Origin of the sequence: Micromonospora sp. 067-2, assembly GCF_046549295.1 — a bacterium.
In the GTDB taxonomy this organism is placed as follows: Bacteria; Actinomycetota; Actinomycetes; order Mycobacteriales; family Micromonosporaceae; genus Micromonospora.
In genome coordinates this window covers 345,706-372,229 of the sequence record NZ_JAJPWB010000009.1, presented here as the reverse complement: position 1 = coordinate 372,229, position 26,524 = coordinate 345,706, and the positions used below count along the sequence as shown (strand labels likewise).

24 protein-coding genes are annotated in these 26,524 nt (G+C 72.3%); 11 read left to right on the top strand and 13 right to left on the bottom strand.

Going from position 1 to position 26,524, the window contains the following annotated elements; genetic code table 11:
- Nucleotides 1-266: 266 nt before the first annotated feature.
- Both ACLJN9_RS23305 and ACLJN9_RS23300 read right to left on the bottom strand, forming a co-directional pair.
- Nucleotides 267-2,357, bottom strand: a complete 2,091-nt coding sequence (locus tag ACLJN9_RS23305; protein ID WP_410813617.1) for a hypothetical protein — start codon at nucleotides 2,355-2,357, stop codon at nucleotides 267-269.
- Nucleotides 2,358-2,809: 452 nt separating this feature from the next.
- Nucleotides 2,810-4,291: an aminopeptidase P family protein gene (locus ACLJN9_RS23300; RefSeq protein WP_410813616.1), complete on the bottom strand. Its 1,482-nt coding sequence runs from the start codon at nucleotides 4,289-4,291 to the stop codon at nucleotides 2,810-2,812.
- A gap of 133 nt (nucleotides 4,292-4,424) precedes the next feature.
- Here ACLJN9_RS23300 and asnB point away from each other — a divergent pair, with 133 nt between their 5' ends.
- Nucleotides 4,425-6,386, top strand: a complete 1,962-nt coding sequence (gene asnB, locus ACLJN9_RS23295; RefSeq protein WP_410813615.1) for an asparagine synthase (glutamine-hydrolyzing) — start codon at nucleotides 4,425-4,427, stop codon at nucleotides 6,384-6,386.
- Nucleotides 6,387-6,473: 87 nt separating this feature from the next.
- Here the strand turns inward: asnB and ACLJN9_RS23290 are convergent, their stop codons facing one another.
- Nucleotides 6,474-7,604: a lytic polysaccharide monooxygenase gene (locus ACLJN9_RS23290; RefSeq protein WP_410813614.1), complete on the bottom strand. Its 1,131-nt coding sequence runs from the start codon at nucleotides 7,602-7,604 to the stop codon at nucleotides 6,474-6,476.
- 403 nt (nucleotides 7,605-8,007) lie between these two features.
- Here ACLJN9_RS23290 and ACLJN9_RS23285 point away from each other — a divergent pair, with 403 nt between their 5' ends.
- Both ACLJN9_RS23285 and ACLJN9_RS23280 read left to right on the top strand, forming a co-directional pair.
- Nucleotides 8,008-9,159, top strand: coding sequence for an XdhC family protein (locus tag ACLJN9_RS23285; RefSeq protein WP_410813613.1), 1,152 nt, complete (start codon nucleotides 8,008-8,010; stop codon nucleotides 9,157-9,159).
- Between the two features lie 123 nt (nucleotides 9,160-9,282).
- Complete coding sequence (locus ACLJN9_RS23280) at nucleotides 9,283-10,242, top strand: PfkB family carbohydrate kinase (protein ID WP_410813612.1); 960 nt, start codon at nucleotides 9,283-9,285, stop codon at nucleotides 10,240-10,242.
- Here the strand turns inward: ACLJN9_RS23280 and ACLJN9_RS23275 are convergent.
- Together ACLJN9_RS23275 and ACLJN9_RS23270 are read right to left on the bottom strand one after the other, a co-directional pair.
- Entirely contained in the window at nucleotides 10,215-11,045 is an 831-nt protein-coding gene (locus ACLJN9_RS23275; RefSeq protein WP_410813611.1) for an MBL fold metallo-hydrolase, read from the bottom strand. The genes ACLJN9_RS23280 and ACLJN9_RS23275 overlap by 28 nt on opposite strands.
- Entirely contained in the window at nucleotides 11,042-11,446 is a 405-nt protein-coding gene (locus ACLJN9_RS23270) for a thioesterase family protein (protein ID WP_410813610.1), read from the bottom strand. Before ACLJN9_RS23270 ends, ACLJN9_RS23275 begins: the two co-directional genes overlap by 4 nt.
- A 150-nt stretch (nucleotides 11,447-11,596) precedes the next feature.
- Between ACLJN9_RS23270 and ACLJN9_RS23265 the strand changes: the two genes are divergently transcribed.
- A complete protein-coding gene (locus tag ACLJN9_RS23265; protein ID WP_410813609.1) occupies nucleotides 11,597-12,637 on the top strand; it encodes a phosphatase PAP2 family protein in 1,041 nt (346 codons plus the stop codon).
- A 33-nt stretch (nucleotides 12,638-12,670) separates the two neighbouring features.
- Here ACLJN9_RS23265 and ACLJN9_RS23260 read toward each other — a convergent pair whose 3' ends face one another.
- The 3 genes from ACLJN9_RS23260 to ACLJN9_RS23250 are packed head-to-tail and all read right to left on the bottom strand — an operon-like array spanning nucleotide 12,671 to nucleotide 14,977.
- On the bottom strand, nucleotides 12,671-14,182 hold the full coding sequence (locus ACLJN9_RS23260) for a PH domain-containing protein (protein ID WP_410813608.1): 1,512 nt from the start codon (nucleotides 14,180-14,182) through the stop codon (nucleotides 12,671-12,673).
- Nucleotides 14,183-14,219: 37 nt separating this feature from the next.
- Nucleotides 14,220-14,750 (bottom strand): PH domain-containing protein, encoded by a 531-nt coding sequence (locus tag ACLJN9_RS23255; protein WP_410813607.1) that lies wholly within the window; start codon nucleotides 14,748-14,750, stop codon nucleotides 14,220-14,222.
- Nucleotides 14,747-14,977 carry a hypothetical protein gene (locus ACLJN9_RS23250; RefSeq protein WP_410813606.1) on the bottom strand — a complete coding sequence of 77 codons (231 nt, stop codon included), beginning with the start codon at nucleotides 14,975-14,977 and terminating at the stop codon, nucleotides 14,747-14,749. The genes ACLJN9_RS23255 and ACLJN9_RS23250 overlap by 4 nt, the downstream gene beginning before the upstream one ends.
- Before the next feature lie 242 nt (nucleotides 14,978-15,219).
- Here ACLJN9_RS23250 and ACLJN9_RS23245 point away from each other — a divergent pair, with 242 nt between their 5' ends.
- The 3 genes from ACLJN9_RS23245 to ACLJN9_RS23235 are packed head-to-tail and all read left to right on the top strand — an operon-like array spanning nucleotide 15,220 to nucleotide 18,268.
- Nucleotides 15,220-16,341 (top strand): AAA family ATPase, encoded by a 1,122-nt coding sequence (locus ACLJN9_RS23245; protein WP_410813605.1) that lies wholly within the window; start codon nucleotides 15,220-15,222, stop codon nucleotides 16,339-16,341.
- Complete coding sequence (locus tag ACLJN9_RS23240) at nucleotides 16,320-17,321, top strand: DUF58 domain-containing protein (protein ID WP_410813604.1); 1,002 nt, start codon at nucleotides 16,320-16,322, stop codon at nucleotides 17,319-17,321. Before ACLJN9_RS23245 ends, ACLJN9_RS23240 begins: the two co-directional genes overlap by 22 nt.
- Nucleotides 17,318-18,268, top strand: a complete 951-nt coding sequence (locus ACLJN9_RS23235) for a VWA domain-containing protein (protein ID WP_410813603.1) — start codon at nucleotides 17,318-17,320, stop codon at nucleotides 18,266-18,268. The genes ACLJN9_RS23240 and ACLJN9_RS23235 overlap by 4 nt, the downstream gene beginning before the upstream one ends.
- Before the next feature lie 7 nt (nucleotides 18,269-18,275).
- Here ACLJN9_RS23235 and ACLJN9_RS23230 read toward each other — a convergent pair whose 3' ends face one another.
- The 5 genes from ACLJN9_RS23230 to ACLJN9_RS23210 all read right to left on the bottom strand — a co-directional run bounded on the left by ACLJN9_RS23230 (nucleotide 18,276) and on the right by ACLJN9_RS23210 (nucleotide 22,909).
- Nucleotides 18,276-18,410: a hypothetical protein gene (locus ACLJN9_RS23230; protein ID WP_410813602.1), complete on the bottom strand. Its 135-nt coding sequence runs from the start codon at nucleotides 18,408-18,410 to the stop codon at nucleotides 18,276-18,278.
- Between the two features lie 365 nt (nucleotides 18,411-18,775).
- Nucleotides 18,776-20,020, bottom strand: coding sequence for an acyltransferase family protein (locus ACLJN9_RS23225; RefSeq protein ID WP_410813601.1), 1,245 nt, complete (start codon nucleotides 20,018-20,020; stop codon nucleotides 18,776-18,778).
- On the bottom strand, nucleotides 20,017-20,922 hold the full coding sequence (locus ACLJN9_RS23220) for an alpha/beta hydrolase (protein WP_410813600.1): 906 nt from the start codon (nucleotides 20,920-20,922) through the stop codon (nucleotides 20,017-20,019). The genes ACLJN9_RS23225 and ACLJN9_RS23220 overlap by 4 nt, the downstream gene beginning before the upstream one ends.
- Nucleotides 20,923-21,020: 98 nt before the next feature.
- On the bottom strand, nucleotides 21,021-21,683 hold the full coding sequence (locus ACLJN9_RS23215) for a response regulator (RefSeq protein ID WP_410813599.1): 663 nt from the start codon (nucleotides 21,681-21,683) through the stop codon (nucleotides 21,021-21,023).
- Entirely contained in the window at nucleotides 21,680-22,909 is a 1,230-nt protein-coding gene (locus tag ACLJN9_RS23210; protein ID WP_410813598.1) for a sensor histidine kinase, read from the bottom strand. Before ACLJN9_RS23210 ends, ACLJN9_RS23215 begins: the two co-directional genes overlap by 4 nt.
- A 154-nt stretch (nucleotides 22,910-23,063) precedes the next feature.
- On the opposite strand from ACLJN9_RS23210, the gene fabG reads away from it, so the two are divergent.
- The 4 genes from fabG to ACLJN9_RS23190 all read left to right on the top strand — a co-directional run bounded on the left by fabG (nucleotide 23,064) and on the right by ACLJN9_RS23190 (nucleotide 26,489).
- A complete protein-coding gene (gene fabG, locus ACLJN9_RS23205; protein WP_410813597.1) occupies nucleotides 23,064-23,768 on the top strand; it encodes a 3-oxoacyl-ACP reductase FabG in 705 nt (234 codons plus the stop codon).
- A gap of 29 nt (nucleotides 23,769-23,797) precedes the next feature.
- Nucleotides 23,798-24,565 carry an enoyl-ACP reductase FabI gene (gene fabI / locus ACLJN9_RS23200; RefSeq protein ID WP_410813596.1) on the top strand — a complete coding sequence of 256 codons (768 nt, stop codon included), beginning with the start codon at nucleotides 23,798-23,800 and terminating at the stop codon, nucleotides 24,563-24,565.
- Between the two features lie 99 nt (nucleotides 24,566-24,664).
- Nucleotides 24,665-25,717 (top strand): ferrochelatase, encoded by a 1,053-nt coding sequence (locus ACLJN9_RS23195; protein WP_410813595.1) that lies wholly within the window; start codon nucleotides 24,665-24,667, stop codon nucleotides 25,715-25,717.
- A complete protein-coding gene (locus tag ACLJN9_RS23190; protein ID WP_410813594.1) occupies nucleotides 25,710-26,489 on the top strand; it encodes an HAD-IIA family hydrolase in 780 nt (259 codons plus the stop codon). The genes ACLJN9_RS23195 and ACLJN9_RS23190 overlap by 8 nt, the downstream gene beginning before the upstream one ends.
- The last annotated feature ends 35 nt before the right edge of the window (nucleotides 26,490-26,524 follow it).

The following is a 26,524-nucleotide window of genomic DNA, read 5'->3' as shown; positions in this document are numbered from 1 at the left end:
GCGCGGACCCGGCGAGGACGCTCGGGCGGGGAGGGTGGCCTCAGAACCGAGGTAACGGAACAGCCCCTCCGTGCCGGTCGAAACGGCGCGCAGGGGCCTCCTGTGTCATCTGGGCAAGGGCGTTCGATCGTGGCCAGTCATCGCTGAGCCCGCCGGGCAGCGGCCTCAGACCACGCTGTTCCTACCCGGTTCGTGGTGCTGCCCCCTGCCACCGGAGGTGGCAGGGGGCAGCGTTCCGTCTGGCTGTCTCCTCAGCGCTCACGCACTCAGTTGAAGCAGTCCTCGACGGTGTTGGCGCAGTTGGTCGGGTCGTTGTTGGTGATGGTGGAGTCGTCGTCGAGCTTGACCCTGCCATCGTTGTTGAAGACGCCACCAGCGATCTTGTGGTGCTCGTCGCCGTTGTCGGCCTTGTTCTTGGTGATCCTGGTGTCGGTCAGGGTGACCCTGCCCTCGTTGTTGTAGACGCCGCCGCCGTTCTTGCCGGCGAAGTTCTCCTTGACCTTGCTGTCGCGCAGGACCAGGGAGGCCTCGTCGTCGTCGTTGTGCTTGTCCTTCGACCAGTTGCTCGAGGAGGACGACCCGTCCTTCTCGTCGTCGATGGGCTTGCCGTTGAAGACGCCGCCACCGAAGCGACCGGCGCTGTTCTCGAGGATCTCGCTGTTGGTCACGGTGGCCGTGCCGCGGGTCTCCTCGTTCTTGTCCTTGTCCTTGCCCTTGTCGCGGTCGGAGTGGCTGCGCTCGTCGCTGCTCACGTTGTAGATGCCGCCGCCGTCCTTGTGGGCCTTGTTCTTCTCGATCTTGCTGTCCCGGACCGTCAGTACGGTGTCGACGGCGTAGATGCCGCCGCCGTTCTTGCCTGCCACGTTGCTCTTGACGAAGCTCCAGCAGACCTCGACGAAGCCTCCGTTGCTGAACAGGCCACCGCCGTTGTACTTGGCGGTGTTGTTCTCGATGTAGGTCTTGTCGATGGTGACGGTGCCGGAGTTGCTGTCTTCCTCGTGGCGGCCGTCGCCCTTGCCGTACCCGTGTTCCTTCTTCTTGTCCCGGTCGCCGTGACCGTTGCTGATGCCGCCGCCGTTCTTGCCGGCGGTGTTGTTGGTGATCCGGGACTCGCCGCCCTTGCCGTCCTGTGAACCGGAAACCTTCAGGACGCCGGCGTTGAAGATCGCGCCGCCGTCCTTGCCGGCGTGGTTGTTGTCCAGCGTGCTGCTCTCGACGTCGAGCCGGCCGAAGTTGGCGATCGCGCCGCCGTTGTTCTCGGCGCTGTTCAGGTAGAAGTTGGCGTGCGAGAGACGGGCCTGGCCACCGCGTTCGACCAGCAGGCCACCGCCGTCGCCCTCGTACTCCCGGTCGCCCTTGTAGTCCCGGTCCTTGCTGTCCCGGTCCTTCTTGTCCCGGTCCTTCTTGTCCCGGTCCTTGCCGTCCCAGTCCTTCTTGTCCTGGTCCTTCTTGTCCTTGTCCTTCTTGTCCTTGTCCTTCTTGTCCTTGTCCTGGTCCTTGCTGCCCCAGCCGCTGTCGTCCTGGTCCTTGCTGCCCCAGCCGCTGCCGGGCTGGTCTTCGCTACCCCAGCCGCTGCCGGGCTGGTCTTCGCTGCCCCAGCCGCTGTCGTCCTTGTCCTTGCCGCCCCAGCCGCTGTCGTCCTTGTCCTTGCCGCCCCAGCCGTTGTCGGGCTGGTCCTTGTCGTCCTTGCCTTCGTGGTCGTTCTTGCGGTCGTCGTCCCGCTTGTCGCCCCAGCGCTCCTTCTCGTCGCCGGCCGCGCCGTTACGGATCTCGACGTCCTTGAGGGTCAGGTCGCCACCGTCACCGACCCGGAAGATTCGGAAGCCGTCCCGCGACTCCCGCTTGATCTTCGCGCCGTTGCCCTCGATCTTGATCTCCTGCCGGATCGTCGGCAGGCCCGCGTCGGACTTCCTGTCGTACTCGCCCAGCTCGTACTCGCAGTCCTTGGCAAGCCTCAACGTGCCGCCGTCGTCACGGTTGGCCAGGTCGATCGCCTCGATCAACTCGTCGTCGTCGCAATCGACGTCTCGCACCCGGTCCTTGTCGTCTCGGTCCCGATGCTCCTGGCCTTTGTCTCCGTCTTTGCCGCCCTTGTTGTCTTTGTAGTCCTTGTTGTCCTTGTTGTCCTTGTCGTCCTTGGGCTTGTCCTTGCCGTCGTCGCTGACCAACTGGCTGGTTGACCACTTGACGTCGGCCAGCCGGTGCGCGCCGGTCACGCCGGTGGTGGCGTAGGCGACGCCCGTGAAGCCGACCGCCCCCGTCAGGCCGACGACACCGGTGGCGAGCCAGAGCCGGCGCCGGCTGAACGGGGATTTCGTGCCGCGAACCGCGTCGTTGTTACGAAGGTTGTTGGACATCGCAGCCCTCTGCCCTCTCCTAGTACAGATGAGGTCGCATCGCTATGGCGAGGCAGCCTCCGCTACAAATCGGTTGTAGCTGCCAAATCACACCGTATAAGAGAGTTATTCACTATGAGGGCTTATCTGAATAAACCCCACGTTAAGCGCCCGTGAGTGCGGACGGTGGGGGAGTGCGGATGTCGAAGGCCGCTTCAGGCACGACCGGGGCGAGGAACGAGACGCGGCGTAAAGCCGACGACGGGACGCCACAACGCCGACGCAGGCAGAGAGCACGCGGCACGGGCGCAGCGGAGTGATTGGTGCTGATCAGGCAGATGCCACCCGGTGTACGCCGAGCCTGGCCGATCGGGCGGAAGCGGGCACAGGACGGCGGGCCCCACCCGGTGTCCTGTCGACGAGATGCGTCGCAGAACGCCGGGTGGGGCCCGCCGTTGCCGTACGTGCGGGGGTCAGCCCGGCAGACGCGGACCGGCCTCGCGCTGCTCGCCCAGCCAGGTCTCCACCTCGTCGGAGGTGCGCGGGAGCCCGGCCGACAGGTTCACCGCGCCGGTCGCGGTGACCAGCACGTCGTCCTCGATCCGAACGCCGACGCCGCGCAGTTCGGCGGGGACCAGTTCGTCCTCCGGCTGGAAGTACAGCCCCGGCTCGACGGTGAGCACGTAGCCCTCGCCCAGCGTGCCGTCCTTGTAGTTCTCCTTGCGGGCGTTGGAACAGTCGTGCACGTCGATGCCGAGCATGTGGCCGAAGCCGTGCAGCGTCCACCGCCGGTAGACCGACGACTTCTCGTCCATCGCCTCGTCCACGCTCACCGGCAGCAGGCCCAGCTCGGCGAGACCCTCGGCGAGCACGCGCATGCAGGTCAGGTGGACGTCCTTGAACGGCACGCCGGGCCGGATGGCCTCGATGCCGGCCTGCTGCGAGGCGTACACGATGTCGTAGACCTGGCGCTGCAGGGCGGTGAACCGGCCGCTCACCGGCAGCACCCGCGTCACGTCGGCGGTGTAGAGGTTGCGCCCCTCGACGCCCATGTCCATCAGCAGCAGGTCGCCCGGTCGGGTCGCGCCGTGGTTGTGCACCCAGTGCAGGATCGTGGCGTGCTCGCCGGCGCCGACGATCGAGCCGTACCCGACGTCGTTGCCGTCGTGCCGGGCGCGCAGCGCGAAGATGCCCTCGAGCAACCGCTCCGAGACCGCCCGGTCGGCGGGCAGGATCCGGGCGACGTCCTCGAAGCCGCGCACGGTGGCGTCGATCGCGTCCTGGAGTTGGCCGATCTCCCACTCGTCCTTGACGAGCTTCTGCTCCGAGACGGCGCTCGCCAGCTCCCGGTCGCGGGGCGGCTGACCCTCGGCGCGGACCCCGTCGTACGGGCGGACGGCCGCGTCCACGTCGGCGTCGAAGCCGCGCAGCACCCGGGTCCGTCCCGGCGCCAGGTCGGCGAGCGTCGCCTCCAGGCCGGTCAGGTCGGCGGTCGGCAGGCCCAACTCGGTGGACTTCTCGCTGAGCGTGTGCCGCCGGCCCACCCACAGCTCGCCGTGGCGGCTGCGGAAGAACTCGTCGGTCTCCCGGGACGACCGGGGCCGCATGTACAGGGTGGCGTCGTGCCCCGAACCGTTCGGACGCAGCACCAGGACGCTGTCCGGGTCGTGGTCGCCGGTCAGGTAGGCGAAGTCACTGCCCGGCCGGAACGGGTAGGCGGTGTCGTTGGCCCGGACCTTCTCGGAGCCGGTCGGGATCACCAGCGTCTCGTCGGGGAAGGCGGCCGAGAGCGCGGCCCGGCGCTTGGCGTAGTTGGGGGCCTCCGGCCGGGACGCGACCGGGAGCGCGGTGTCCCGCCAGCCCTGCCGCATGAAGGACAGGAACGCCTCCGGAAAATCCGGATCATGCGATTCGGTGCCGTCCGTCGGCGTACCGTCGGTGCGTTCCTCGGTCATTGCGCCGCTCCCTCCGTGACATTGCTGGTCCCGACGGTACCGCGCGCCACGTTCGTCGAGACGCCGGCCGGGAGCGCTCCGGATCAACCCACGGCTGCGACGGGCCGACGGCACGCGTGGGAAGATGACCACCATGTGCGGACTCCTGGCCTTCTTCAGCGCGAACGGCAACGCCGCCGCGCACCGCGACCACATCGCCGGAGCGTTGGAATGCCTGCACCACCGCGGCCCCGACGAGACAGGGGTCGAGGTGGTCGGCGACGCCTCCGGCCGGTACGCGGACGGAGTGTTCGCCCACAAGCGGCTCGCCATCATCGACGTCGCGTCGAGCCACGAGCCGCTGCCCTACGCGAACGGCCGTTACCTGCTCACCTTCAACGGTGAGATCTACAACTACATCGAGTTGCGCGACGAGCTGGTCCGGAACTTCGGCGCCCAGTTCGCCACGGCCGGTGACGGCGAGGTGATCGTCGCCGGCTACCACTTCTGGGGCGAGCAGGTGCTCACCCGGCTGCGCGGCATGTTCGCCTTCGTGATCTGGGACCGGCAGGAACGGCGCGCCTTCGGTGCCCGCGACTACTTCGGCATCAAGCCCATGCACTACCTGGAGACCGCCGACGGGCTCTACCTGGCCTCGGAGAAGAAGGCGCTGCTGCCGTTCGCGCACAGCAACTACCAGGGCGACGCGGGCGTCGACGCGGCCAACCTGAGCCACTACCTGACCCTGCAGTACGTGCCGGAGCCCGGCACGCTGCACAAGGGCATCAACCGGATCGGCTCGGGGGAGTACCTGACCTGGACCCCGGGCGGGCGCATCGACGTGCGCCGCTGGTACCGGCCGGTGTTCCGGCCGGCGCCGGTCGACGACGAGCAGAAGCTCTACCACGAGATCCGGGAGACGCTGCGGGAGAGCGTCCGCATGCACATGCGCTCCGACGTGCCGGTGGGCTCGTTCCTGTCCAGTGGCATCGACTCCACGGCGGTGGTCGCGCTGGCCCGGGAGTTCAACCCGAACATCCTCACGTTCACCGTCGGCTACGACGTACCGGGATATTCGGAGATCGACGTCGCGCAGGAGTCGGCCCGGCACCTCGACGTCACCACCATCCCCACCAAGATCGGTCCGCAGGACATGATCGACGCGTTGCCGAAGATCGTCTGGCACCTGGACGACCCGGTGGCCGACCCGGCGCTGGTGCCGCTGTACTTCGTGGCCAAGAAGGCCGCCGAACACGTCACCGTGGTGCTCTCCGGTGAGGGTGCCGACGAGTTCTTCGGCGGTTACACGATCTACCGCGAGCCGCTATCGCTGGGCACCGTCAACGGCCTGCCCGGCGGGGTGCAGAAGGGGCTGCGCGCGGTCTCCAAGGCGATCCCGCAGGGGGTCAAGGGCAAGAGCTTCCTGGAGCGTGGCACCACCCCCATCGAGGAGCGGTACTACGGCAACGCCCGGATGTTCACCGAGGAGGAGAAGCAGCACCTGATGCGGCGCTACGACCCCTCGGTGCGCTACACCGACGTGACCGCGCCGATCTACGCCGAGTGCACCGAGCTGGACGACGTCACCAAGATGCAGTACGTCGACCTCTACACCTGGCTGCGGGGGGACATCCTGGTCAAGGCCGACCGGATCTCGATGTCGCACTCGTTGGAGGTGCGGGTGCCGTTTCTCGACCGCGAGGTGTTCGACGTCGCGGCGAAGATCCCGGTCGATCTCAAGCTGCCGCCGCGCTCGGATGCCACCAAGTACGCGATGCGCCAGGCGTTGCAGGGCGTCGTCCCTCCGGCCATCGTCAACCGCAAGAAGCTGGGCTTCCCGACGCCCACCCGGGTCTGGCTGCGCGGCGAGATGTACGAGTGGGCGCGACACGTCTTGAGCACCTCCGGTGCCGGCGACCTGCTCGACCTGTCGTACGCCCTGCGGCTGCTCGACGAGCACAAGCGGGAGGAGGCCGACCACTCCCGCAAGGTGTGGACGGTCCTGATCTTCTGCATCTGGCACGCCATCTTCGTCGCCAAGACGCTCGACCCGGGCATCCAGCGCAACCAGTCCGCCCTGCTCACCAAGCCGGTCGTGGGCTCCATGGTCCGCTGATCCCGGTGCCACCCTTCTGATCAACAGGCTTGCGTCACCGGAACTGCTCCGGATGACGCAAGCCTGTTGCCACCTTCAGGGGGCCGGTCAGCGGCGGGCGCAGGCCACCGTGGGGAGGGTGTTGGTGCCCGTGGTGCTGGCCAGGAAGCCGAAGGTCGTGGTGCCCTCCGGTGCGACCGTGCCGTTGTAGGAGACGTTGGTCGCCGTCACCGACGACCCGGACGTGCTCTGGGTGGCGTTCCAGATCTGGCCGATCGTCTGCCCGCTGGGCCAGGTCCAGCTGGCGGTCCAGCCGGCGAACGGCGTACTTCCGTGGTTCATGATCATCACCTCGCCCTGGAAGCCGCCCTGCCAGGCGCCCACCACCTTGTAGACGGCCATGCAGTCACCGCCCGGCGGCGGCGGGTTGGTCGGCGTGGGGGTCGGGGTGGGCGTCGTCGGGGTGGGCGTCGGGGTCGTCGGGGTGGGCCGCGGGGTCGACGGAGTCGGTGTCGGTGGCGGTGTGCCACCCGGGCCGACCCCGGTCACCTGGCCGTTGCCGCCGTCGAAGGTGACGTCGGAGCAGCCGAAGAAGTTCTCCTGGGAGTCCGAGCGCACCCAGCGGGAGTAGATGACGTGCCGGCCGTTCTTGCCCGACGGCAGGTTCCCACTGAAGTAGTAGTGCCCCTCGTTGGTGCCCACCGCGCCGTTCTGCGGCGGGTTGGTGACCGTGAGGAACGGCTGCGCCTCCAGGTCGGCCCAGGCCAGCGGCCGGTTCGGGCTCCAGCTGTCCCGGGTCACGTAGAAGGAGAACGTGCCCGGGTGGTGAGCCCAGTTGCTGTATCGGAAATCCAGTCGTGCCCCGCTGGTGAGATGGGTCAGTGGCCAGTCGGTGCGGGCCAGGTCGTAGCCACTGAAACCGGGGTTGCCGCCGCTGCACAGCTGCCCGTCGGGGATGAAACCCACGGTCCGCCCGCCGGCGTCGGAGCGCAGCACGCTGAACCAGTTGTAGAGGGAGTTCGGCCCGCTCTGCCCGACGGCGGCGGCGCAGGCGGGGTTGTTGGGCCTGATCTGGCCGTTCTGGCTCAGCCCGTCCTTCCAGCAGAGATAGGTCCGGCTGCCCGGCGTCATCGCGGCGCCGTGCGCGGCGGCCGGATCCGGGCCGGAGGCCAGGGCCACGGCGCCCAGGGCGAGGGTCACGGCCGCAGTGAGCAGGGCGGCCGTACGGGAACGGTTCACGGGTTCTCCTGCCTCGCGGGGCGCGCCGCCCGAGCCGCCCCGCCACAGTCGGTGGGGTTGTGGCCGGTCGCCCCGCTGCCACGAGCGGGTACGACGGTCACGGCGACGTGCCTCGGCGGGAATCGGCCAGGGGACACGCGCCGTCGACGGTCCTGTCGTGGACCGGCGCCCTCGCGTCACCTGAAACCCGGCAACCGGCGGCGCGACAGCCCTCGCACCGCCCGGTAGGCGTCATCCCACCACGCCACCCGGCCACGGCGCAATAGCCAACCCTCGATGTCTCGCGTCGACGCCGGGCCACCACCGGGTAGGACCTCGCGCGACTTCCACCACTCAGACCCAGCTGTCGAAAAAGGTCATATCCTGGCATAAGTGGCTTTCGCGGAACGGGAGAGGGCAGCGCGTGCCGGACGTGTTCGACGAGGTGCACCGACGCTGCCGGGCCGGCGAGACCGTCGCCCTGGCCACCGTCGTGGACACCTGGCGGTCCGCGCCGCAGCCGCCCGGTGCCACCATGCTGGTCGCGGCCGACGGCACCGTGACCGGCAGCGTCTCCGGTGGCTGCGTGGAGGCGGACCTCTACGAACGCGCCCGCCGCGTGCTCGACACCGGCACACCCGAGCTGACCCGTTACGGCGTCAGCGACGACGACGCGTACGCCGTGGGCCTGACCTGCGGCGGGGTGCTCGACGTGTTCGTGGAGAGGATCGGACCCGGCGCCCTCGCCGAGCTGGACGCGGTCGCCGCGGCGCGTCGGGCCGGCCGGCCGGCGGTGGTGGTCACCTGCGTGGCGGCCGACGCCGGCGACCCGCCCGGCGAGGTGCCGGCCGACCCGGCGGGACGGCTCGGCCGGCGGCTGGTGCTCACCGGCAATCGGGTGACCGGCTCGCTCGGCGCTGACCGGCTGAACGCCGCCGCCACCGCCGATGCCCTCGGAATGCTCGCCGTCGGGCACAGCGGCATGCTCCGGTACGGCTATTGCGGGCAGCGCCGGGGCGTCGGCCTGAGCCTGTTCGTGGCCGCCCACGCGACCCCGCCCCGGATGATCGTCTTCGGGGCGATCGACTTCGCCGCCGCGGTGGCCCGGATCGGCGCGTTCCTCGGCTACCGGGTGACCGTGTGCGACGCTCGGCCGGTCTTCGCGACCGCCGGTCGCTTTCCCGAGGCGGACGAGGTGGTGGTGCAGTGGCCGCACCGCTACCTGCGCGCGGAGGTGGACGCCGGCCGGGTCGACGGACGGACCGCCGTCTGTGTGCTGACCCACGACCCGAGGTTCGACGTGCCACTGCTGGAGGTGGCACTGCGCCACCGGCTGGCGTACGTCGGCGCGATGGGGTCACGACGCACCCACGACGAACGCCACAAGCGACTGCGTGAGGCGGGGCTCAGCGCCGAGCAGCTGGCCCGGCTCGCCTCGCCGATCGGGCTGGACCTCGGCGGACGTACTCCGGAGGAGACCGCGGTGAGCGTCGCCGCCCAGATCGTCGCCGGCCGCTGGGGCGGGACGGGCCACCCGCTGGCCGCACTGACCGGGCCGATCCACCACCCGGCTTAGCGGACCGTTCGACCCGGACCGCGGCCTTCGGCGCCCGCCGGGCCGCGCTCTGTGCCAGCCTGGTGCCACGCCCGACCCGCCGCAGCGCGGGGCGGGACGGGCGACCACGACGGAAGGACTCCGATGGGATACGCGGCGGTGCTCGGCGAGGCGCTGGTCGACCTGCTCGACACCGAGCGCGACGGCGAGCGGATGTACCGGCAGGCCATCGGCGGCGGACCGCTCAACGTGGCCGTCGGGGTGACCCGGCTCGGCGGCGCGGCGCAGTTCGTCGGGTCGCTCGGCGACGACGTGCTGGCCGGCCGGATCCGCGCCTTCCTGACCGCCCTCGACGTCGGGCTCCACGGTGCGATCGTGGTGCCGGCGCCGACCTCGCTCGCGGTGGTCACCTTCGCCGGGGCCGAACCGGACTTCCGCTTCTACGGCGAGCCGCCCTCCTACGGCCTGCTCGGCCCCGACGATCTGGACCTGGCGCTGATGGAGGGCGCCGACGTGCTCTACTGCGGGTCGGTCGTGCTGCTCCAGCCCGCCACGCTGGCCGCCGCCCGGCGCGCCTGGTCCCTCGCCACCGGGTTGCGGGTCTTCGACCCGAACGTGCGTCCCCGACTGCTGGACGGCCCGGCGGCGCTGGCCGGCCTGCGGGAGGTGGTGGCCGAGTTCGCCGCCGGCGCGCACCTGGTCAAGCTGAGCGCCGCCGACGCCGAGCTGCTGTATCCACGCGAGCCGGTCGAGGGGGTGGCCGCGTACCTGCGTGAGCTGGGCGCCGCGACGGTGGTGGTCACGATCGGCGCGGCCGGCGCGGTGCTCGCCGCCGCCGGCGCCGATCCGGTACGCGTGCCGGCGCCCACGGTGAACGCGGTGGACGCCACCGGCGCCGGCGACTCGGTGATGGCCGCGTTGATCGCCGACCTGCTCCTCGACGGCGAACCGGTCGACCCGGCGGGCTGGGTCGAGCGGGTGGCGTTCGCGCTACGGGTGGCCGGCCTGGTCTGCGAGTCCCCTGGTGGTGCCACCGCCATGCCCACCCGCGCCGACGTGCTGCGCCGCTTCGGCGATCAGGCGACGCCGTCGAGTTCGACGTAGCCACGTCGGGCGGCCACCAGGGCGGCCCGGGCGCCGAACGGCGCCTCGGCGGCGACCCGCTCCGGTGGTGCGCTGCCGGTGTGCGCGGCCCGGATCAGCCAGGCCAGCCTCGCCAGCTCGGCGTGCTGGGCGCGGACGAAGTCGACGTCCACCGGGTCGCCGTGACCCGGCACCACCACCGTGCGCGCGGTGGTCAGCCGGAGCAGGTCCGCGACGGCGTCCGGCCACTGCAGGGGGTACGAGTCCTCGAAGGCTGGCGGGCCGCTCTGCTCCACCAGGTCCCCGGCGACCAGCACGTCCGCGTCCGGTACGTGCACCACGAGGTCGGCGTCGGTGTGACCCCTCCCGGGGTGACGCAGCAGCACCCGCCGGCCGCCCACGTCGAGCACCGTCTCGGTGTGCACCGTGTGTGTCGGCGCGAGCAGTGGGGTGTCGGCCAGTTCGGCCGCGAGCGCCGGATGCCCCTCGCGCAGTTCCTCGTACGCCTCCCGGCGCAGCCGCTCGGGCTGGTCGCGCAGGGCGGCGGCGGCCAGCTGGTGCGCGTACACCGGGCGGGGCGGGTCGCCGGCGAGGACGGCGTTGCCGAAACAGTGGTCGTAGTGGTGGTGGGTGTTGACCAGGGTCAGCGGAGCGTCGGTGACCGCCCGGACGGCGGCGGCCAGCTCGCCGGCCTGACCGGCGGAGGAGAGGGTGTCCACCAGGAGCGCCTCGCCGTCGCCGACGACGAGGGTGACGTTGACCCGCAGCAGCGGCTCACGTCCCACGTGTACCCGGTCGGCGACCTCGACGAAATCGATGGTCATGACGTCCGCCCGGCGCGGTCGACGAAGCGTTGCCGATCCACCAGGACCCGGTCCACCCGACCCCGGGCCACCGTCGCGTTGCCGTCACTCACGGTGACCTCGAACGACAGTCGGCGGCCGTCGACGGCCGTCAGCCGGGCCTGCGCCCGGACCGTTCCGCCCACCACGGTCGGCGCCAGGTGCTCCAGCTCCACCCGGGTCCCCACGGTCGTCGACCCGGACGGCACCGCGGCCGCCGTCGCCGCGACCGTCGCCGCCTCGGCCAGCGCCACCACCCGGGGAGTGCCCAGGACCGGTACGTCACCGGAACCGACCGCCTGGGCGGTGTCCGCGTCCGTGACGGTCAACTCGACCTGGGCGCTCAGACCCGGCGCGAGGGCCGGCTCGGGCTGCTCCTGCATGGTCGTCAGCCTAGGTGCTCGCCGAGCCCGGGAACCACGCGCCCGCCGATCCCGCCGCACCCGCCGGAGGTGGCCGCCGTCCACCTGCGGACGGCCTTCCCGGATGGTCGCCGTCGGTCGATGCCGTACCCGTCGTTAACCTTGACCGCGATGGCCGTCGTGACTGACCCCCAGCCCCCCGCCCGGACCGACCCGCCCGCGTCCCCGGACGGGGGCCGTCGGCGCATCGTCGCCATGACGATCTGGGCGGTCGCCTTCGTGGCCGCCTGGCTGGGCATCGGGCTGCCCACCGACCCCGCGTACGCCTTCGTCTGGATCTGGGCGGGGACCATCGCCTGGAACAGCGACCGGCCGTGGCGCAGTCACCTGCGCTTCGCCCGGGACTGGGTGCCGGTCGTGCTGCTGCTGGCCGTGTACAACCTCTCCAGGGGGCTTGCCGACAACGGGGCCACCCCGCACGCCATGGAACTGATCGTCGCCGACCGGTTCCTGTTCGGCTGGGCCACCGGCGGCGAGGTGCCCACCATCTGGTTGCAGCAGCACCTCTACCACCCGCAGGTGCAGTGGTGGGACATCGCGGCGAGCTGGGTGTACTTCTCGCACTTCGTGGTGGCGTTGACCGCCGCCGCGGTGCTCTGGCTGCGTGACCGGCACCGCTGGGCGGCGTACATGCGGCGCTGGGGTTTCCTCTGCGCCGCCGGCCTGGCCACCTACTTCCTCTACCCGGCCGCCCCGCCCTGGTGGGCGGCGCAGAACGGGCTGCTTCCCGACGTCGTCCGGATCTCCACCCGGGGCTGGAAGGCGTTCGGCATGCACGGCGCCGGCAACGTGCTCAACGCCGGCCAGATCGCCTCGAACCCGGTCGCCGCGATGCCGTCGCTGCACAGCGGGTGGGCGCTGTTCGTGGTGCTGTTCTTCCTGCACACCACCCGCCGCCGCTGGTGGCCGCTGCTGCTCGCGTACCCGCTGGCGATGACCTTCACCCTGGTCTACTCGGGTGAGCACTACGTGGTCGACGTGTTCGTCGGCTGGGCGTACGTGGGAATGACCTTCCTGGTGGTCGGCCTGGCCGAGCGCGCCTGGACGGCGGCGAAGGCCCGCCCCCCGGCCACCCCCCCACCGCCGGACACCACCCCGGACCCCGTCGATCATGAGGTTGTTGCGCCGACACGCCGGGGTGAGCGGCAATAACTTCATGATCACCCGGAGATAGGTCGGGGTGGATCAGCGGGACAGTCGGGCGGCGTGCGCCCGGGCGGTCAGCTCGGCCGCCAGTGCCCACGCCTCCGCGAGATCCCGGTCCAGGGCCGCCGCGCCCGACCCGCCGGCCGTGTCGGCGTGCACGGAGGCCAGGCCCAGCCGGCGCTGCACCGGCCCCTGCACCACCCGCACGCTCTGGATCCGGGCGTACGGCACGATCGCCACCTGCCGGGTGAGCAGCCCGGACCGGGTGGCGAAGACCCGCTCGAACAGGCCGGCGCCGAGCGCGCCACGACCCAGCGGGTGCAGCCAGCGGGTCCGCGGCGGCGGCGGGCTCAGCGCCAGCGCGTCGAGGCGTACGCCCGGCAGGACCTCGGCGACGATCATCGTGGCGGTCGGCAGGTCACCGACCGGCAGCAGCCGGTCCGGACGGTTGCGGTCGTCGGCCTCCGCGGCGGAGAACCCGGCCACCTCCAGCCGCAGCCGCAGCCAGCCGTTGACCCGCCAGAGCAGCGGCCAGGTGGCCCCCACGGTCTGCACCCGGTCCAGTGGCACGGTCTGCGCGCGGGTCTCCAGCAGGCCGTTGTGCACCCGCAGCGTGCCGTCGTCGCGGGCCAGCCGGAAGTTCCAGTCGTCGAGGACCCGGCGGATCGGTTGCAGCAGCACGCCCGCCATCGCGGTCAGCGTGCTCGCCACCGCGACGAACGACCACGACCCGGCGGTGAGGAACTGCACCACGACGAACGCCAGGCCGAACGGAAGCAGGAACGCCTGCGGGGTGAGCAACTGGCTGACCAGCAGGTGTCGGTTGCGTACCGCGTGCAGTGGCCGACCCGACGCGACCGGCGGGGGCGTCGCGTCGGCGACCGCGGCGGGCGTCGGAAAGCCCGGCGTGGGCGGCTGCGGCGCCCGCCCGGCCAGCGCCAGCAGCCGCTCGCGCAACCGGGCCGCGTCGGCCACCCCGAGGTACGCCAGCGGCGCCTCGGTCTTGCCCCCGCCGACCACCTCCAACCGCAGCTCGGCCAGGCCGCTGAGCTGGGCGAGTAGCGGCCGGACCACCTCCACGGCCTGCAACCGCTCCAGCGGGATGGCCCGGGTACGTCGCCAGAGCAGCCCCTCGTAGACCCGCAGTTCCCGGCCCACCACGTGATAGCCGGTGTTGTACCAGCTGATCACCGACAGCGCGGTCGCGCCGAGCGCCAGCACCGCCACCATGGCGGCGAACCAGCCGAACCCGACCCGGGACAGCGTCGACCAGGACAGCCCGGCGATCACCACGACCAGCGACTTGGCCCCGTGCAGCAGAGGGCTGAGCGGGTGCAGTCGCTGTCGTGGTTCGCCGCCGTCGTCGGTCGGCGGTACCGGCGACGGATCGGGCATCCCCGGCGCGGCGGTGCCGCCGGGCGGTGCGGTGCCGCCGGGCGGTGCAATGCCGTCCGGCCGCGCGGTGCCGTCCGGTGGCGGAGCCGCGTACGGTCCGGCGTGGCCGGGCGGCAGGGGCGGCCGGGTGTCCGGGTCGGCGGGACCCTCGCTCATCGGGCCGGACCCCGCCGGCGCCGGCACGGTCGGACGCTCACAGCCCCTCCGCCCGGTCCTCGCCGAGCGCGGTGAGCCGGTCACGCAGCCGGGACGCCTCCTGCGGGCGCAGCCCGGGCACCCGGGCGTCGCTCGCGGCGGCCGCCGTGTGCAACTGCACGGTGGCCAGGTGGAAGGCGCGCTCCAACGGGCCGGCGCTGACGTCGACGAACTGCATGCGGGAGTACGGGACGATGGAGAGCCGCCGGACCAGCAGCCCGTGCCGGACGAGCAGGTCGTCGGCGCGCTCGGCGTACCCCCAGGCGTGCACCGCGCGGACGACGGCGATGGCGCGCCACGCGCCGAGCACCAGCACGACGGCGAGGGCGAGCCCGAACAGCCAGTGACCGCTGAATGCCCAGCCGACCGCCGTCACCGCCAGCCCGACAGCGACCGTGATCGCCAACCGGATGAGCTCCACCCAGATCAGGTCGGAGGAGATCGGCCGCCATTCGACGGTGTCCGGCCACGGCTCCAGGGGCCCCGGACCGGCCGGCGCGCCGGACAACCGCTCGCTGCGCTCGCTCACAGGTCGAGGGTAGGCGATCCGGGCACCGGTGTGACGGCACGCAGGAAGCCGCGTGCGTCCAGGAAGTCGCCGAGGCTGCCCCGGTGCGCGTCGCAGGCCAGCCAGGTCTTGCGCCGCTCGGCGTCGTGCAGGCGCGGATTGTTCCACTCCAAGGCCCAGACGGCGGGAGCGCGGCAGCCCCGGGCCGAGCAGATCAGGGTCTGGTCGGCGGGGAAGGGGGTGCTCATCCCGGCCAGTCTAGGGCGGCGGGACGGAGGGCTTGAGCGCCGGGCGGCCACGGGGGGAGCCGCCCGGCGACGGGGTGAATCGTACACGCGGCTGGCCGGTCCGTGTCCACCCGTGACGGGCGATTCGGCTGCCGGGGACGGCGCGGCGAAAATCGGCTTCTCCCCACCTCGCCACTCAGGAAGGCGTGCGAGTCTTGATACCGCACCAGCCGCGACGACCCGACGAACGCTGTGGAGGACCGGTGGCCCAGCCGACCACGCCCGAAGCCCCGACGCCGAACGGGGTCGCTCCGGAGAAACCCGAGCCGGTGACCACACCCGCGCAGGACGCCACCCTGCTCGAGCGGGCGCTGTTCGAGATCAAACGGGTCATCGTCGGGCAGGACCGGATGGTGGAGCGCATGTTCGTGGCGCTGCTCGCCCGCGGTCACTGCCTGCTCGAAGGGGTGCCCGGAGTGGCCAAGACCCTGGCGGTGGAGACCCTCGCCAAGGTCGTCGGTGGGTCCTTCGCCCGGGTGCAGTTCACCCCGGACCTGGTGCCGTCCGACATCATGGGCACCCGGATCTACCGGCAGTCCAGCGAGAAGTTCGACGTCGAGCTGGGCCCGGTCTTCGTCAACTTCCTGCTCGCCGACGAGATCAACCGAGCGCCGGCCAAGGTGCAGTCGGCGCTGCTCGAGGTGATGAGCGAGCGGCAGGTGTCCATCGGCGGGGAGAGCCACCGGGTGCCCGAACCGTTCCTGGTGATGGCCACCCAGAACCCGATCGAGCAGGAGGGCGTCTACCCGCTGCCGGAGGCGCAGCGGGACCGCTTCCTCATGAAGATCGTGGTGGGCTACCCGACCGACGCCGAGGAGCGGGAGATCGTCTACCGGATGGGTGTCGCCGCGCCGGAGCCGAAGGCGGTCTTCGACACCCCGGACCTGATCGCCCTGCAGCGCAAGGCGGACCAGGTCTTCGTGCACAACGCGTTGGTGGACTACGCCGTCCGACTGGTGCTGGCCACCCGGGCCCCGGCCGAACACGGCATGCCGGACGTCGCCCAGCTGATCCAGTACGGGGCCAGTCCGCGCGCCTCGCTCGGCCTGGTCCGGGCCACGCGGGCGCTGGCGCTGCTGCGCGGGCGGGACTACGCGCTGCCGCAGGACGTACAGGACATCGCGCCGGACATCCTGCGGCACCGGCTGGTGCTCAGCTATGACGCGCTCGCCGACGACGTGCCGGCCGACCACATCGTGCACCGGGTGATGTCCACCATCCCGCTTCCGGCGGTCGCACCCCGGCAGCAGGCCTCCCCGTCACCGACGGCACCGTCGCCGATCGCCCCGCCGCCGGGCGCAGGTTGGCCCGGGCAGCGCCCGTGACCTCATCCACCCCTCGACCCGCCCCTCTCGCCGATCGCAGCGAGGCCGTGCTGTCCCGGCTCCAGTTGCTGGTCACCCGCAAACTCGACGGCATGCTCCAGGGCGACTACGCCGGCCTGCTGCCCGGGCCGGGCAGCGAGGCCGGTGAGTCGCGCGAGTACCGCCCCGGCGACGACGTCCGCCGGATGGACTGGCCGGTCACCGCGCGGACCACGACACCGCACGTGCGGCGTACGGTCGCCGACCGGGAGTTGGAGACCTGGCTGGCGTTGGACCTCTCGGCCAGCCTGGACTTCGGCACCGGCCAGTGGCTCAAGCGGGAGGTGGTGGTGGCCGCGGCGGCCGCCATCACCCACCTGACCGTGCGCGGCGGCAACCGGATCGGCGCGGTGATCGGCACCGGCGGCGGCGTGCCCGCACCGACCCGGCGTTGGCGGGCCCGGCCGCCGGCGCCCGGGCCCGGGGTGCTCACCCGGCTGCCGGCCCGCTCCGGTCGCAAGGAGGCGCAGGGTCTGCTGCGCGCCATCGCCGGCACCCCGATCCAGCCCGGTCGGGGTGACCTGGGCGCCCTGGTCGAGATGCTCAACCGGCCGCCGCGACGGCGCGGGGTGGCCGTGGTGGTCTCGGACTTCCTCGCACCCGCCGAGCAGTGGTCGCGGCCGATGCGCAAGCTGCGGGTCCGGCACGACGTGCTGGCGATCGAGGTCGTCGACCCGCGCGAGCTGGAACTGCCCGACGTGGGCGTGTTGCCGGTGGTCGACCCGGAGAGCGGCGAGCTGCACGAGGTGCAGACCGCCGACCCGCGGCTGCGGCAGCGCTACGCCGAGGCGGCCGCCGCCCAGCGGGCCGTCATCGGCGCCGCGCTGCGCGGCGCCGGCGCGGCCCACCTTCGTCTGCGTACGGACCGAGACTGGCTGCTGGACATGGTGCGTTTCGTGGCCGCGCAGCGGCACGCGCGCACCAGGGGGACGACACGATGATCCGTTTTCTGCAACCGTGGTGGCTGCTGGCCGTGCTGCCGGTGCTCGCCCTCGCCGCGTTCTACGTCTGGCGGCAGCTGCACCGCCGGGCGTACGCGATGCGGTTCACCAACGTGGACCTGCTGCGCACCGTGGCACCCAGGGGCCTGGGCTGGCGCCGGCACGTCCCGGCGACGGCTTTCCTGCTCTGCCTGCTGGTGCTGGCCACAGCGCTGGCCCGGCCGGCGGTGGACACCAGGGAGCCGCTGGAGCGGGCCACGGTGATGCTCGCCATCGACGTGTCGCTGTCCATGCAGGCCGACGACGTGGCGCCGAACCGGCTGGAGGCGGCCCAGGAGGCGGCCAAGCAGTTCGTCGGCGAGCTGCCGGAGAGCTACAACCTGGGCCTCGTCTCGTTCGCCAAGGCGGCCAACGTGCTGGTGCCGCCGGGCAAGGACCGGTCGGCGGTGACCAGTGCGATCGACGGGCTGGTGCTGGCCGAGGCGACCGCGACCGGCGAGGCGGTGTTCACCTGCCTGGAGGCGATCCGATCGGTGCCGGCCGACGGCGCGGCGGGCATCCCGCCGGCTCGGATCGTGCTGCTCTCCGACGGGTTCCGCACCTCGGGCCGGTCGGTGGAGGAGGCGGCGGCCGCCGCGCAGGCGGCCAACGTGCCGGTCTCTACCATCGCGTTCGGCACCGACACGGGCCAGGTCGACATCGGTGGTCAGCTCCAGCGGGTGCCGGTGGACCGGCTCGCGTTGGCCGACCTGGCCGAGACCACCGAGGGCTACTTCTACGAGGCGGCCTCGGTGAGTGAGCTGAAGAAGGTCTACCAGGACATGGGCAGCTCGATCGGGTTCCGCACCGAGCCCCGCGAGGTGACCCAGTGGTACGCCGGTGTGGCGTTGCTGCTGGCCCTCTGCGCCGGCGCGCTCAGCCTGCTCTGGACGTCCCGAATGCTGTGAGCCTGGCTCAGCCGGGCAGGCTGATGACCGGCAGGTCGCCCTCGGGGCCATACCGGTGGCGGACGGCCTCGGCGACGTAAGCCGAGGCGTTGGGCTGCTGCTCCAGCATCTCGGCCACGTCCAATGGGACGGAGACCGTCACACGGCGCTTTGTCGTACGGGAAAGGCTGCATCCGTAGGGCAGGCGTGGTCAGCAACGCGACAAGTCGCGTCGAGGTTGGCGGCGGTCAGTGACCGCCGCCGGCCAGTACGAAGACGACGGCCACCCAGAGGGCGGCGAGGGTGAACCCCAGGGGGGCGACGTAGCGGCTCATGGACGGCTCCGGTGGCGGCTGAACGGTCCGCGTGCGGGGGCGGGACCGCAGCGGGTGGGGACGCGCACACGAAGTCGTGACCGGGCAGCTCCCGGCGACCGCCCGGGATCGGGCGGCGCGGCACACACAGCTCGACCAGGGCCGAAGCGGTGGGGGAGCGGAGCGGGGTCAGCTCACCAGGCTGAGTCGTGGCTCAGCGGGGCTGACCATCGGCCCGGCCACGACTGGGAGGATCGCTATCTCGCACAGCGATCACCTCCTGCAGGTCGGGCGGGCCGGAACGTCGATGATCGTACACCTGTGGTGTCCGCGGGACGCACTCGGCCGACCGGACGGCGACCTCTCCACCACCCGGCCGGCGCCGCCAGCTCAGGTGACCCGCCGGCTGGCCCGTCCGTACGACCGTGACCAGCACCGCGGTGAGCAGCGGCAGCCAGCAGCAGCGCGTCAGCACCCATCCCACGCCGTCCGGCACGGTGTGCAACCCCGGCAGGGCCACCCCGGTGCGGGCGGTGAGCGCCGTCACCGCGACCAGCAACGGCTGGTGCCACAGATAGATCCGGACCGCTGAACGGTTCACCTCGCTCACCGCCCGGCCCGGCAGCGGCAGGGACAGCAGCCGTTCCAGCGCGGGCCGAGCGAGCAGCCCCAGCCCGACCTGGGTGACCGCCAGCGCCACCGCGAACAGCGACGGCGGGTTCAGGTTGGAGATCCCGTCCCCGGGCACCCCGACCGCGCTCACCGGATAGCCCGCCGCCACCAACGCCGCCAGCGCGGCGACTCCGCCGCCCGCGAGTGTTCCCGCCGCCCGTCGGCCGTCCATCCGTCCGTCGGCGTGCGCCACGCCCAGCAGGTACGGCACCGACCAGGCCGCCACCACGGTCACCGGCGGCAGGTCCGCGCCGGCCGGCAGCAGGCGGACGGCCAGGTCGGCCGCCGCGACCACAGCCACCGCCGGTGCGACGCACCGTGCCACCCCCCAGCGGCGTACGGCGGCGCGCAGCGGGCCGGTCACCGCGACCAGGAACACCAGCGGCACCAGGAACCACAACGGACTGACCGCGAGCCGCAGCGCGACGGCGAGCGTGTCGTCCGGGGTGCCGGCGACGGTGGCGGCGAGCAGCACGGCGGCGCCCACGCCCAACAGCGCCACCGTGGGCAGCAGCAGGCGGCGCAGCCGACGGGCCAACCAACGGCCCGGGCCGCCACGGTGGCGGGACAGCGAACGGGTGGAGCCGAACCCGGCGGTGAAGAAGAACAATCCGAGCGTCTGCAACACCCACGTCACCGGGGCCAGGCCGGGCAGCGCGCTCAGCGGGCTGGCCTGGTGCAGACCACCGTCACCGGTCAGCACCAGGCCGGTGACCAGCCAGTGCCCCAGCACCACCCCACCGATGGCGTACGCCCGCAGCGCGTCGACGGCGCGGTCCCGGCTCATCGGGCGTCGCCGACCCGCTCGGCGTCGCCGCTGCCCAGCACGACGGCCGCCACCGCGTCCAGGGTGGCGCTGCCCGGCACCAGATAGTCGTCGTGCCCCGCCACCCCGGTCACCGGCAGTGGCCGGGCGCCGAACGCCGGATCGCCGGGGCGACGGCCGAACCCGAGGCCGAGCAGTCGCACCGGCGGCAACCGACGGATCCAATCGGCCGACGTCTCGGCCGCCCAGAACCGCCGGCTGCCGGGCAGGTCGTCGGCGCGCTGCACCCCGGCGCCGACGCCGCCGAGACTGACCACGTCGGTGACCTGGGCCGGAGCATCCGAGGCCGCCAGGGCCACCACCAGCGCCCCGTAGCTGTGTCCGACCAGCGTGATCGTCGCGGCCGGGCGTCGCGCGGCCAGCTCCCGCAGCAGCACGGCCAGCGCGGCGGCGCCGTGCCGGGCGCTCGCACCGCCGGCCGCGGTGAGCACCCCGTCGGGCGGGTCGTAGCCGAGCCAGGCCAGCACCGCCACCCGAGCTGCCGGGTCGGCCGCCCGCGACACCCGGTACAGCTGCTCGGCCTGCACGGCCGGCGCCCGGCGAGCCACCCCGCCCAGCCCCCGGTCGAAGTCGGCCAGCGTGCTGCCCACCCCCGGCACCAGCACCGCGATGCGGTCCGCGTCGGCCAGGTCGCCGAGCACCTCGACCGCGCGGCCGTCGCCACGAGGATCGAACAACAGGAACCGGCGCCCGCCCGCAGCCCAGTCCGCGTACGGCGGACCGGCCGCCAGCATCGCCGTCGCCATGACCGGGTACGCCTCGACGAACCCGGCCGCCGCAACCGGCTCTGGCCGGGTCGGCAGGACCAGATTCACGCCGAGCAGCGCGGCCACCGCCCAACGGCTGGCACCTCGTCGTCGCATCACGTTCTCCCTCCGGAATGTCGTCCGGAGGAGAGTGCGCGGGTGGGCGGTGCTCGGTCGTCGCTCCGGGGAGCCGTTCCCGGGCTGGCTCCACGGAGCTACTCGCCGGCGGCGACCAGACCCGTCTCGTACGCCAACACGACGGCTTGGGCACGGTCGCGCAGACCCAGCTTGCCCAGGATCCGCCCGACGTGCGTCTTCACGGTCTGCTCGGCCACCACCAGGTCGGCCGCGATCTCCGCGTTGTTGCGGCCCCGGGCGATCAGCCGCAGCACCTCGGTCTCCCGGGGTGTGAGCGCGGTCAGGGTGGTGGGGCGGGGCCGACGCCGGTCCGGGCGGGCCGCGAACTCGGCGATCAGCCGGCGGGTGACCGCCGGGGCGAGCAGCGCGTCGCCGGCCGCCACCACCCGCACCGCCTGGACCAGGTCGGCCGCCGGGGCGTCCTTGAGCAGGAAGCCGCTGGCCCCGGCGCGCAGCGCCTCGTACACGTAGTCGTCCAGGTCGAAGGTGGTCAGGATGAGCACCCGGGGGCGCTGCGTCGACCGGTCGCCGAGCAGTTTGCGGGTGGCGGCCAGCCCGTCCAGCACCGGCATCCGCACGTCCATCAGCACCACGTCCGGGTCGAGTCGGCGGGCGGCGGCGACGGCCTGCGCGCCGTCGGCCGCGTCACCCACCACGAGCAGGTCCGGCTGGGCGGCGAGCAGCGCACCGAAGCCCTGCCGGACCATCGCCTGGTCGTCGGCGATCAACACCTTGATCATGCGTCCTCGCCCTTAGCCTCGTACGGCAACTCGGCCGCCACCGCGTAACCCCCGTCGGGCAGCGGCCCGGCGGTGAACGTACCGCCCAGTGAGGTGGCCCGTTCCCGCATCCCGGTCACCCCGTGTCCGGCGCCGGCCTCGACACCCGGCCGGGAGCCCGCCTCGGCGGGAGGCGCGTTCTGTACGCGTACCTCGAGGGCGGACCGACCGGCGCGGACGGTGACCCGCACCGCGGCGCCGGCCGCGTGTCGGGCCGCGTTGGCCAGCCCCTCCTGCACGATGCGGTACGCGGCCAGCCCGATCGGCGCGGGCACCCGCTCGTCCTGCGACAACTCGGCGTCCAGCGTCACCGGCAGTCCGGCCCGGCCGGCCGCGTCCACCATCGCACCCAGATCGGCGAGGTCAGGTTGTGGCGCCGTCTGCGGGCCGGTCGACTCGCTGCGCAGCACCCCCAGCAGCCGCCGCATGTCGGTCAGCGCGTCCCGGGCCGAGCCGGCGATCGCGACGAACTCCGTGGCCACCGGCGCCGGAACGTCGCTGAGCCGGTACGGCGCGGTCTCCGCCTGCACGGCGATCAGCGACATGTGGTGCGCCACCACGTCGTGCAGCTCGCGGGCGATCCGGGTGCGTTCCTCCAGCACCGCGCGGCGCTCCTTCTCCCGCTCACTCAGCTCGGTCTGCGCAGCGAGGGCCCGGCGGGACAGCCGGTTGCGGCGGACCAGGTCGCCGAGGATCGCCATCGCGCCGAGCAGCGCCAGCACGGCGGCCCGATTCTCGGCGCGGACCAGCGTCAGCACCGGCACCGCGGTGATCGTCACCAGCCACACCAGCACCGGCCGGTCCACCCGCGCGACGACCACCGCCACCACCGCGACCGACCCGAGCGCCAGCGGCGGGGTCCACGGCCAGGGCTCGTCGGCCGGCGCGTTGAACGTGCACACCAGCAGCGCCAGCACGGTCAGCCGCCAGGCCAGCAGCGGGCGTCGGGGCAGCACCAGCAGCGGCGCCACGGTCATCACCGCGAACAGCACACCGACCGCCGCCGGCAGACCCCTGTCGTTCTCCACGGCCAGGGTGATCGAGAACAGGCCGAGTGCCGCGAGCAGCCCGGCCGGTGCCGCGTGCGGGGCCAACCGGGGCCAGCGGGCCAGCAGCGGCCGACCGGGTGGGGCGTCCGGGCCCAGCAGGGTCTGCCGCAGGGCCATGACGATCGGTTGCCGGCTCACCACCGGGAGGCTACGGGTCGACACCCCGCAGCGCGTGCCACCAGGGGTTGATCCCGGTGTCGTACCCCAGTGTGACGCGACTCCCGTTAGCGCTTACCTGCCGGTAACGCCTAGGCTCCGACGCGTCCGTGCTGAGCATTCGCAAGGGGGAACCGTGGCCCGTACCGTGCTGGTGACCGGGGGCAACCGGGGAATCGGCCTGGCCATCGCGCAGGCCTTCGCCAAGCAGGGCGACCGGGTGGCGATCACCCATCGCAGCGGCGAGGCCCCCGACGGGCTGTTCGGGGTACGCGCCGACGTCACCGACGCCGCGTCGATCGACGCCGCGTTCACCGCCGTGGAGGCCGAGCTGGGCCCGGTCGAGGTGCTGGTCGCGAACGCCGGAGTCACCGACGACACACTGCTGCTGCGGATGACCGAGGAGCAGTTCACCGGTGTGGTCGACACCAACCTCGCCGGCGCGTTCCGGGTCGCCAAGCGGGCCTCCGGCAAGATGCTCCGGGCCAGGTGGGGCCGCATGATCTTCATCTCCTCGGTGGTCGGCCTCTCCGGGGGCGCCGGTCAGGTCAACTACGCCGCCAGCAAGGCCGGTCTGGTCGGGGTGGCCCGCTCGATCACCCGCGAGCTGGGCGGCCGCAACATCACCGCGAACGTGGTGGCGCCCGGCTTCATCGACACGGACATGACCGCCGGCCTTCCCGAGGACCGCAAGGCGGAGATCCGCAAGTCCATCCCGGCCGGCCGGATGGCCACCCCGGACGAGGTCGCCGCCGTGGTCACCTGGCTCGCCGGGGACACCGCCGGGTACGTCTCCGGCGCGGTCATCCCGGTCGACGGTGGTCTCGGCATGGGCCACTGACCCTTTTTTGAGTACGGAGGAAAACTGCGATGTCCGGACTGCTCGCCGGTAAGCGGCTGCTCGTCACCGGTGTCCTCACCGACGCCTCGATCGCCTTCTCGGTGGCGAAGATCGCCCAGGAGAACGGCGCGCAGGTCGTGCTGACCGGCTTCGGGCGGCTCTCCCTCGTCGAGCGGATCGCCAAGCGGCTGCCCGAGCCGGCGCCGGTCATCGAGGTGGACGTGACCAACCCGGAGCACCTGGCCGGCCTCGCCGACCGGGTCCGCGAACACGTCGACTCACTCGACGGTGTCGTGCACTCGATCGGCTTCGCGCCGCAGAGCTGCCTCGGCGGCGGCTTCCTCGACGCCCCCTGGGAGGACGTGGCCACCGCGCTGCACGTCTCCACGTACTCGTACAAGTCGCTGGCCATGGCGGCCCTGCCGTTGATGTCCGCCGGCGGTGCGGTGGTCGGCCTGACCTTCGACGCGACCAAGGCGTGGCCGGTCTACGACTGGATGGGCGTCGCCAAGGCCGGCCTGGAGTCCGCGTCCCGCTACCTGGCCCTGCACCTGGGCAAGCAGGGCATCCGCAGCAACCTGGTCGCCGCCGGGCCGCTGCGCACCATCGCCGCCAAGTCGATCCCCGGCTTCGACCAGTTCGAGGACGCCTGGACCGAGCGGGCCCCGCTGGGCTGGAGCCTCACCGACCAGGAGCCCGCCGCCCGGGCCTGCCTGGCGCTGCTGTCCGACTGGTTCCCGGCCACCACCGGCGAGATCGTGCACGTCGACGGCGGCTACCACGCCATCGGCGCCTGACGTTCCCCGACGACGCCCCCGACCGCCGTCCGCGTGACCCACGCGTCCGGACCAGGGGGCGTCGCCGGGGCGTCCCGGCCCACCGGCAAGAATGACCCCATGTCGTACGACGCGGTGGTGCTGGTGTCCTTCGGCGGGCCGGAGCGGCCCGAGGACGTGATGCCGTTTCTGCAGAACGTGACCCGGGGCCGGGGCGTGCCGCCCGAGCGGCTGACCGAGGTCGCCGAGCACTACCAGCACTTCGGCGGGGTGTCCCCGATCAACCAGCAGTGCCGCGACCTGCTGGCCGCCGTTCGTCAGGACTTCGCCGCCAACGGCCTCGACCTGCCCGTCTACTGGGGCAACCGCAACTGGGATCCGCTGCTCGCCGACACCGTGACCCAGATGCGCGACGACGGTGTCACCCGGGCGCTGGCCTTCGTCACCAGCGCGTACGGCGGCTACTCGTCCTGCCGGCAGTACCAGGAGGACATCGCCGCCGCCCGCGCGGCGGTCGGCCCGGACGCTCCGGTGATCGAGAAGCTGCGCCAGTTCTGGGACCATCCCGGGTTCGTCGAGCCGCACGCCGATGCCGTGCGGGCCGCGCTCGGTCAACTCGACCCGGCCAGGCGGGACACCACCCGCCTGATCTTCACCGCCCACTCCATCCCCTCCTCGATGGCGGCGAACGCCGGCCCGCACGGCGGCCGGTACGAGGCGCAGCTGCACGAGGCAGCCCGGCTGGTGGCCGCGGCCGTGGCCCCCGACCTGCCGTACGACCTGGTCTGGCAGAGCCGCTCCGGCCCGCCGCAGGTGCCGTGGCTGGAACCGGACATCAACGACCACCTGGCAGCGGTCGCGCAGCGCGGCACCACCAGCGTGGTGGTCAGCCCGATCGGGTTCGTCTCCGACCACCTGGAAGTCGTGTGGGACCTGGACACCGAGGCGCTGGAGACGGCCGAACAACTCGGCCTGGACTTCGTCCGGGCGGGCACCCCGGGCACCGATCCCCGCTTCGTGACCATGGTCCGTGAGCTGGTCACCGAGCGGGTCGACCCGGACGGCGTGCAGCTGCGCCGCCGCCTGGGCGAGCTGCCCATGTGGGACACCTGCCCCACCGTCTGCTGCGTGCCCGCCCGCCGCCCGACACTCCCCGGGAGCACCGATGCATGACCGCAAGCCCGTGCAGAGCTGGTTGACCGACATGGACGGCGTGCTCGTGCACGAGGGTCAGCCGGTGCCCGGCGCACCGGAGTTCATCCAACGGATGCGCGCCTCCGGCAAGCCGTTCCTGGTGCTGACCAACAACTCGATCTACACCCCGCGTGACCTGACGGCCCGGCTGAGCCGGATGGGTCTGGACGTACCGGAGGAGTCGATCTGGTCGTCCGCGCTGGCCACCGGCCAGTTCCTCGCCGACCAGCGGCCGGGTGGCACCGCGTACGTCATCGGGGAGGCCGGGCTGACCACGGCGCTGCACGCCGTGGGGTACGTGCTCACCGACTTCGCACCGGACTACGTGGTGCTCGGGGAGACCCGCACCTACAGCTTCGAGGCGATCACCAAGGCGGTCCGGCTGATCAACGACGGCGCGCGGTTCATCTGCACGAACCCCGACGTGACCGGCCCGTCCGTGGAGGGCGCGCTGCCCGCCGCCGGGTCGGTCGCCGCCATGATCTCCAAGGCGACCGGGGTCGAGCCGTACTTCGTCGGCAAACCCAACCCGATGATGATGCGCTCGGCGCTGAACACCATCAACGCGCACTCGGAGAGCACCGCGATGATCGGCGACCGGATGGACACCGACATCCTGTGTGGGCTGGAGGCCGGGCTGGAGACCATCCTGGTGCTCACCGGGATCAGCAGCCGCACCGAGGCCGAGCGCTACCCGTACCGCCCGTCCCGGATCATCAACTCGGTCGCCGACCTGCTCGACGAGATCTGACCCCGGCCGGCGGCCGGTAGCCGTTGGCCGCGTCG